Annotated in this window: 6 protein-coding genes and 1 pseudogene; 5 read left to right on the top strand and 2 right to left on the bottom strand. The window is 74.5% G+C overall.

Going from position 1 to position 6,698, the window contains the following annotated elements; all coding sequences use genetic code 11:
* The first annotated feature begins 92 nt into the window (after window positions 1-92).
* The 4 genes from AB0C69_RS10390 (at window position 93) to AB0C69_RS10405 (ending at window position 4,655) form a co-directional block, all read left to right on the top strand.
* Window positions 93-782: a response regulator transcription factor gene (locus tag AB0C69_RS10390; protein ID WP_345178624.1), complete on the top strand. Its 690-nt coding sequence runs from the start codon at window positions 93-95 to the stop codon at window positions 780-782.
* Window positions 772-2,811 carry an ATP-binding protein gene (locus AB0C69_RS10395; protein ID WP_360352311.1) on the top strand — a complete coding sequence of 680 codons (2,040 nt, stop codon included), beginning with the start codon at window positions 772-774 and terminating at the stop codon, window positions 2,809-2,811. The genes AB0C69_RS10390 and AB0C69_RS10395 overlap by 11 nt, the downstream gene beginning before the upstream one ends.
* 132 nt (window positions 2,812-2,943) lie before the next feature.
* Window positions 2,944-3,501 (top strand): sigma-70 family RNA polymerase sigma factor, encoded by a 558-nt coding sequence (locus AB0C69_RS10400; protein ID WP_360352314.1) that lies wholly within the window; start codon window positions 2,944-2,946, stop codon window positions 3,499-3,501.
* A complete protein-coding gene (locus AB0C69_RS10405; protein WP_360352317.1) occupies window positions 3,498-4,655 on the top strand; it encodes a CU044_5270 family protein in 1,158 nt (385 codons plus the stop codon). The genes AB0C69_RS10400 and AB0C69_RS10405 overlap by 4 nt, the downstream gene beginning before the upstream one ends.
* Before the next feature lie 75 nt (window positions 4,656-4,730).
* Here the strand turns inward: AB0C69_RS10405 and AB0C69_RS10410 are convergent, their stop codons facing one another.
* A complete protein-coding gene (locus AB0C69_RS10410) occupies window positions 4,731-5,138 on the bottom strand; it encodes a hypothetical protein (protein ID WP_360352320.1) in 408 nt (135 codons plus the stop codon).
* Window positions 5,135-5,641, bottom strand: a complete 507-nt coding sequence (locus tag AB0C69_RS10415) for a hypothetical protein (RefSeq protein WP_360352323.1) — start codon at window positions 5,639-5,641, stop codon at window positions 5,135-5,137. Before AB0C69_RS10415 ends, AB0C69_RS10410 begins: the two co-directional genes overlap by 4 nt.
* 311 nt (window positions 5,642-5,952) lie before the next feature.
* Between AB0C69_RS10415 and AB0C69_RS10420 the strand changes: the two are divergent.
* A pseudogene (locus tag AB0C69_RS10420) lies at window positions 5,953-6,698 on the top strand (hypothetical protein); the annotation flags it as partial.

Raw genomic sequence — 6,698 nt, forward strand, 5'->3', positions numbered from 1 at the left:
CCGCGAGATGCTGGCCGAGGAGTGTGAAGAACCTGTGAGGCCGATGTGATGATCCCGTGGTGCCGATCACGCTTTGGCTACGCTCGGGTGCCATGTGCGCGAACGTCCTGGTCGCGGAGGACGACCCCAAGCAGGCGGAGCTGCTGCGCCGCTACCTCCAGCGCGAGGGGCACCGCGTGGTCGTCGTCCACGACGGGCGGGCCGCGCTCGACGAGGCCCGCGCGCGCCGCCCCGACCTCGTGCTGCTCGACGTGATGATGCCGGGGATCGACGGCCTCGACGTGTGCCGCGGGCTGCGCGCCGAGTCCGACGTCCCGGTGCTCATGCTGACCGCCCGCTCGACGGAGGACGACCTGCTGCGCGGCCTCGACCTCGGCGCCGACGACTACGTCACCAAGCCGTACAGCCCGCGCGAGCTGATGGCCCGGGTGCGCACGCTGCTGAGGCGGACCGGGCGGGGCGGCGGCGAGCAGGTGTACCGGGTCGGCGGCATCACGGTGGACCTCGAACGGCACACGGTCCTCGCGGACGGGCGCGAGGTCGAGTGCACGCCCGCGGAGTTCCGCATCCTGGAGGCGCTGGCCGCGCGGCCCGGCCGGGTCCTCACCCGGGCGCAGCTCCTGGAGCACCTGCACGGCTTCGACCGCTTCATCACCGAGCGCACGGTCGACGTGCACGTGAAGAACCTGCGCAAGAAGATCGAGCCGCAGCCGCGGCGTCCGGTCCGGCTGTGCACCGTGTACGGCGTCGGGTACAAGCTGGTCGGCGACCGTGCGCCATAGCCTGCTCGTCCGGCTGGTCGCCAGCTCGGTGCTGATCGCGGTGTGCTCGATCGTGGCGACCGCGTGGCTGGCGGCGCGCGGCACGTCCGGCGAGATCCGGCAGCGGCAGGGCCGGACGCTCGCCCGCGACGCCCGGATCAACGACGCACTGCTCGGCTACGCGGCGAGCCACCCGCGCTGGGAGGGCGTCGGGGAGACCGTGCGCGGGCTGGCCCGGCAGAGCGGCCAGCGCGTCGCGCTGGCGACCGAGGGCGGCGTCCGGATCGCGGACTCGGCGCCCGGCCGGCCGCCGCTGCCGCAGCGCCCCTCGGCCGTCGTCGACCCCCTCGCCGTCGACGTCTCCCTGAGGCCCGGCGCGGCCACCGACCGGATCGACGCGCGCGCGGCCGGGCCGTTCCGGCTGCCGGATCCCGAGCGGGTACGGCTGCGCGGGGAGGTCGACGCCCAGGCGGCGTGCCTGCGCCGCGAGGGCCAGCGCGCCACGGTCGTCGTCGGGCCCGGCGGCCGTCCGTACCTGCGCCGCGAGGGCGGTGCGGCCACCCCCGAATCGAGCACGAACCGCCCCGGCGCGCCCGCCGGCGTGCCCGCCGGTTACGGCCCCTTCCTCCCGCGGGCCGCGCTCGCGCGAACGTCCGGTGGCGGAGCGGTCCGGCTCGCGGGCGTCGCCACGACGCCGTCCGCCACGGCCCCGGCGACGCCGCGGCCTTCCCCGACGACCGGGCCGGGGGACGCGCCGCGGCGGCCGGAGTCCACGCCCGGCGCGCCGACCGTCATGCCGTCCAGCACCCCGACCGCCGCGCCCGGCGGCAGACCGGTGAGCCCGCCGGCCGCGACGCCGGAGCCCGTGCGGCCGCCCACGCCGTGCTCGCCGGACACGCCCGGGCCCACCGCCACCGAGAGGCGCGCCCTCAGCCGGCTCGCCGCCCTGGTCCGGGAGTGCCACGGAAGCCGCGTCGACGTGTGGCTGGACGAGACCGGCACGCCGGCCGCTCCGGCGTCGGCCGCCGAGTGCCTGGCCACCGCGCGCCGCACCCAGCTGAAGCCGTACGTCGCGCCGGCCGCGCTGCTCTACATCGGCTCGGCGGAGGACCGCGCGCCCGCCATCGACCCGTACGGCATCGCGGGCGTCACCGCGGTGATCCTCGTCCTGGCGGTCGGGGTCAGCGTCCTCGTCGCCACCCGGCTGGCGCGGCCGGTGCGGGCGGTCACCGCGGCGGCCCGGCGGATGCGGGCCGGCGACGGCTCGGCGCGGGTCACGGTGCGCGCCAAGGGCGAGGTCGGCGAGCTCGGCGCCGCGTTCAACGAGATGTCCGAGCACCTGGACCGCATGGAGCGGCAGCGCAAGGCGATGGTCAGCGACGTGTCGCACGAGCTGCGCACGCCGCTGAGCAACATCCGGGGCTGGCTGGAGGCCGCCCAGGACGGTGTGGCCGACCTGGGCCCCGCGCTGACCGCCTCGCTGGTCGAGGAAGCCACGCTGCTCCAGCACATCGTCGACGACCTCCAGCAGCTCGCGCTCGCCGACGTGGGCAAGCTGCGGCTGCACCCCGAGCCGGTCGACGTGGCGGACCTGGTCGAGCAGATCGCGACGGTCTACCGGGCCGCGGCCGAGGCCGCCGAGCTGACGCTGACCGCCGAGGTGACCGGGCGGCCGTCCCTGGACGCCGATCCGGTGCGGCTGCGGCAGGCGGTCGGCAACCTGCTCGCGAACGCGGTCCGCTACACGCCGGCCGGCGGGCGGGTGAGCCTGCGCGCGTCCGACGACGGCGACGACGTGCTGATCGAGGTCGCCGACACCGGCCCGGGCATCGCGCCCGAGCACCTGCCGCACGTCTTCGACCGGTTCTGGCGGGCGGAGAAGTCGCGCAGCCGGCAGACCGGCGGCAGCGGACTGGGCCTGGCCATCGTGCGGCAGCTCGCCGAGGCGCACGGCGGGTCCGCGGCGGTGCGCAGCGAGCCGGGCCGGGGCGCGACGTTCGCCCTGCGCCTGCCCCGTTCGCCGAACCGCGCCGGACCGGGTGCGACGTGATCGGGTGCGACGTGATCGGGTGCGACGTGGCGCGTGCGACGTGATCGGTGAAGAATTCCCGGGCCGCCATGTAATCCACCGGGGCCTTCTCGGACTTCTCGGCGTAACGGTTCCGAGAAGAGAGGAGGTGGCGTGGACGAGCAAGAGGCCCGATTCACCCGCCTCTACGAGACGCACTACCGCAGCGTCTTCGGCTACGTCGTGCTGCGGGCCGCCCCCCAGGCCGCCGAGGACCTGACGGGCGAGGTGTTCACCGTCGCGTGGCGGAAGATCGACGAGATCCCCGACCAGGCGCTGCCGTGGCTGCTGGGCGTGGCGAGGAACGTGGTCCGCCGGTCGCACGGCGCGGCGGGCCGGGCGCGCGGACTGGCCGACCGGCTGGCCGGCCTCACCACCGACGCCGACCTGCACGCCTGGGACGTCGCCGAGCACCTCATCGCCCGCGACCAGGCGCTGGCCGCCCTGCGGGCCCTTCCGCCCAAGGAGGCCGAGGCGGTCACCCTCACCGCCTGGCACGGGCTCGACCCCGCCGAGGCGGCCCGTGTCGCGGGGTGCTCCCGCACCGCCTTCGCCGTCCGGCTGCACCGGGGACGCCGCCGGCTGGCCAAGGCGATCGAGGCGTCCCAGGAAAGCCCCGCGCGAGCGCACGGACGCGCCCCGCGCCCGCGAGTCATCCAGGAGAAGCAGTGAAGCAGGACGAACTCGACAACCTGATCGCCGCCCTGAAGCCCGCGGCGGTCGCCGAACTCGCCGACGACGCCTACGCGGGGCGCCCCGACGTGGCGCAGGTCCGTGCGCGCGCCGGCGCCTCGACCGTGAACGCGCGCCTGGCTCCGGCACGCCGGCCGGTCCGGCGGCTGGCCCTCGCCGGCGGCGTGGCCGCTGTGGCGGTGGCCGCGGCGGCGCTGGCCGTCGCCCTGCCGTCGGACGGCCCCGGAGGCGCCCCCGGTGGCGCCCCCGGTGCCGGACATGACGGGACGCTCGACACCCGCACGTTCCTGCTGGCCAGCGCTACGACGGCCGCCAAGCAGCCCGCCGCCCGCGGGACCTGCTGGTACAAGCGGACCCGCATGTGGCAGGACATCCTGCCCTTCAAGCCCGGCCCGGGCGTGCCGACGCCCGCGGGGAAGTCCATGGGCAAGCCGCAGAACTTCCAGGCGCGGACCGCGAGCAGCGTGGAGGACTGGGCGTGCGCCAAGAGCGGGACCGACATGCGCTTCGGTACGAACGGACCGCTGGACATCAAGCTCACCTTCCCCACGAAGAAGGACGAGGCCGCGTGGAAGGCGGCGGGCTCGCCCCCGCTCGACGTCAACGACGGCACGACCGTCTCGAAGCCCCGCATGGTCACCTACAGCAAGGGCTCGCACCTGGTGAACCCCGTCATCGGATCCCACGAGATCGAGTGGAAGACGATCGCGAAGCTGCCGGCGACCGACGGCGCCCTGGAGAGCTACCTGCGCAGGCTGTGGCAGCAGGACCGCCGGGGCGGTGCGCACGGCTACACCGCCCCGGCCGATTTCGGGGAGTACGTCTTCGTCAGCGCCTGGGACCTGTTCATGGCCCCGACCACCCCCGGCACCCGGGCGGCCCTCTACCGGATCCTGGCGCGCACCCCGTCCGTGCGCGTCACCGGACAGATCACGGACCGGCTGGGCAGGCCCGGCGTGGCCATCACCGCCAAGGGCACCAGCGTGCGGCTGGTCGTGGACCGCAAGACCGCCCAGCTCCTCGACTTCGAGGACCGGCACACCGCCCTTCCGGGCAAGGAGGCCGGCAGTGAGTACCTGGCCTTCGAGAACCAGGGCTGGGTGAACAAGCTCGGAGCCACCCCCGCTCGCTGACCCGCGACGACCGCGGGGACGCCGCACCCTCTGCGGCGTCCCCGCGCTGGGCGTCCCGTGGGCGCCCGCAGCTGCTCAGCACTCGCGGAGCGAGTAGGGGTTCAGGCCGCCTCCCCACAGCCAGGCGTGCCCCTCCCAGCCGTACCGGATCTTGACCCAGTCGGACCGGGTCCGGCCCCAGGCGGTCATCTGCGCGCCGTCGGTGATGTGGCACAACGCGCTGGCCTCCGCCGGCGGCATGATCGAACCGATGATCCTCCCCGGCGGGATGCCGGGCGCCCCCGGATCGGCCCGGACGTGCAGGGGTCTGGCCCAGTCGCCGACGGTGACCCGGTCCGCGCGGGCGCGGACCGTGGTGCCGGCGTCCGCCGCCGAGGGCGCCGCGTCCGCCGCCGAGGGCGCCGCGTCCGCCGCCGAGGGCGCCGCGACGGCCAGCAGCGCCAGCGCCGCGACCGCCGCGGCCCCGATCCGGTACGCGTTCACCGTTCCTCCTCGCGGGTCCGGCAGTCGCCGCAGGGCCTGGTGCCCGCGCCGCGGTCCGTCTTGATCCTCGGGCACCCGCAGACGCACGGGGGCAGCACCTCGTGGGGATTGAGCCCGCCGTCCCAGAGCCATGCGGTGGGCGGCGAGCCCGGGCTGATCTTCACCCAGGTCGAGCCGGTCCGGCCGTAGGCGGTCATGTCGGCGCCCTCGGTCGAGCAGACGGCCATGGCGGGGGCCCCGGGCCGCATCGAGCCGATCACCTTCCCCGGCCCGCCGCCCGGCCAGCCCGGACTGTCCCGGACGCGCAGGACGGGCTGGGCCCACTGCGCCACCTGGACGCGGTACAGGGCGGCCGAGGCCGACGCGCCGCTCCCGGCCGCCTCCACCGGCCGGTTCACCGACCCGCCGCCGGCGTAGGCCGCCTGGCCGCTCGCGCCGGACGCCACCAGCACCCCCAGCGCGGCCGTCACGGTCGCCGCCCTGGTCAACAGGCCTTTTCTCATGTGCACTCCTGCCATCGAAGATGGCTCCCCAGACCGAAGTCCGCGAGAACCGTTCGATCCATCGTCACTCAGAGTGCGGGAATGGGTGCATGCCGTGGCATGAACGCGCCACTCTTTGAAGCCTCAACCGCTGTCCGAAGCCCGCGTTCGGGCTGCCCCATCCCCGATGACCCGAATTCACGAGGGGGTTCACGGTTCCTGACCCAACCGATCGAGATTGCGCAGGGCGTCTCCCCTAGGACGGTCTCTTTGGCCTGGCCGATGCGGTCGGGTACCGGCGAAGAGCCGGTCGAAACCAAAGGAGATTCCTCATGAGCAGAACCTGGGGGGCGCTTGCGGAAGCGCTCTCCCTGATTCTCGTATCGGTAGGGTCGGCGTACGCGACGCGGCTCTACCCCGAGTACTCGCCGGCGCCCGTGGGTGCACTGATCACGATCTTCGGGGCCGTCTTCTTCAGCGCGGTCACGCGTCTTTCGCCTGGCAGGCCGAAGCGACGGGCGGTCAAGATCCGATGGAGCCGACGCCAGTGGGCGTGGGTGCTCGCTCTGGTGGTTCCCAGCCTCTTCCAGGGGCAGGTCCACCAGGCCGCGCTGAAGAGCGTGGATGTCGGAACCCTGATGACGGTCATGACGCTCGGGGCGCTCGGCCTGGCGACGTGGCGGCTGGTCTTCTCGCGCGGGTCGCGCCGGCGAAGGCACGTCATCTGGTTCGTGATCGGGTTGGCCGGGGTCACCATGCTGACCAGGCCGTTCACGGGCGGGACGGCGCTGGTGGGCCTGGCCCTGGCGGGCGTGGCCGCCGTCATCGGCGTCAACGGCACGATCGCCTCGGGAAGGCTGACCGAGATGGGCCTCCTCTCCCGCGTCGTCGAGCTCAACTGCTGGGCGAGCGCCTGCCTGGTCGGGTTGCCGGTCCTCATCTGGACCGACGATCGCTGGATGACCTGGTACGTCCTGTCGACCGTGCTGGCTCACGACCGTCGGGCCGTGCGCGCTCAGGAAGAGCACGAACAGCACCGGAACCGAGACCAGCCCCTTCAGGGCACTGGCCGTCAGCA

Source organism: Actinomadura sp. NPDC048032 (genome assembly GCF_040653175.1).
GTDB lineage: Bacteria > Actinomycetota > Actinomycetes > Streptosporangiales > Streptosporangiaceae > Spirillospora > Spirillospora verrucosospora.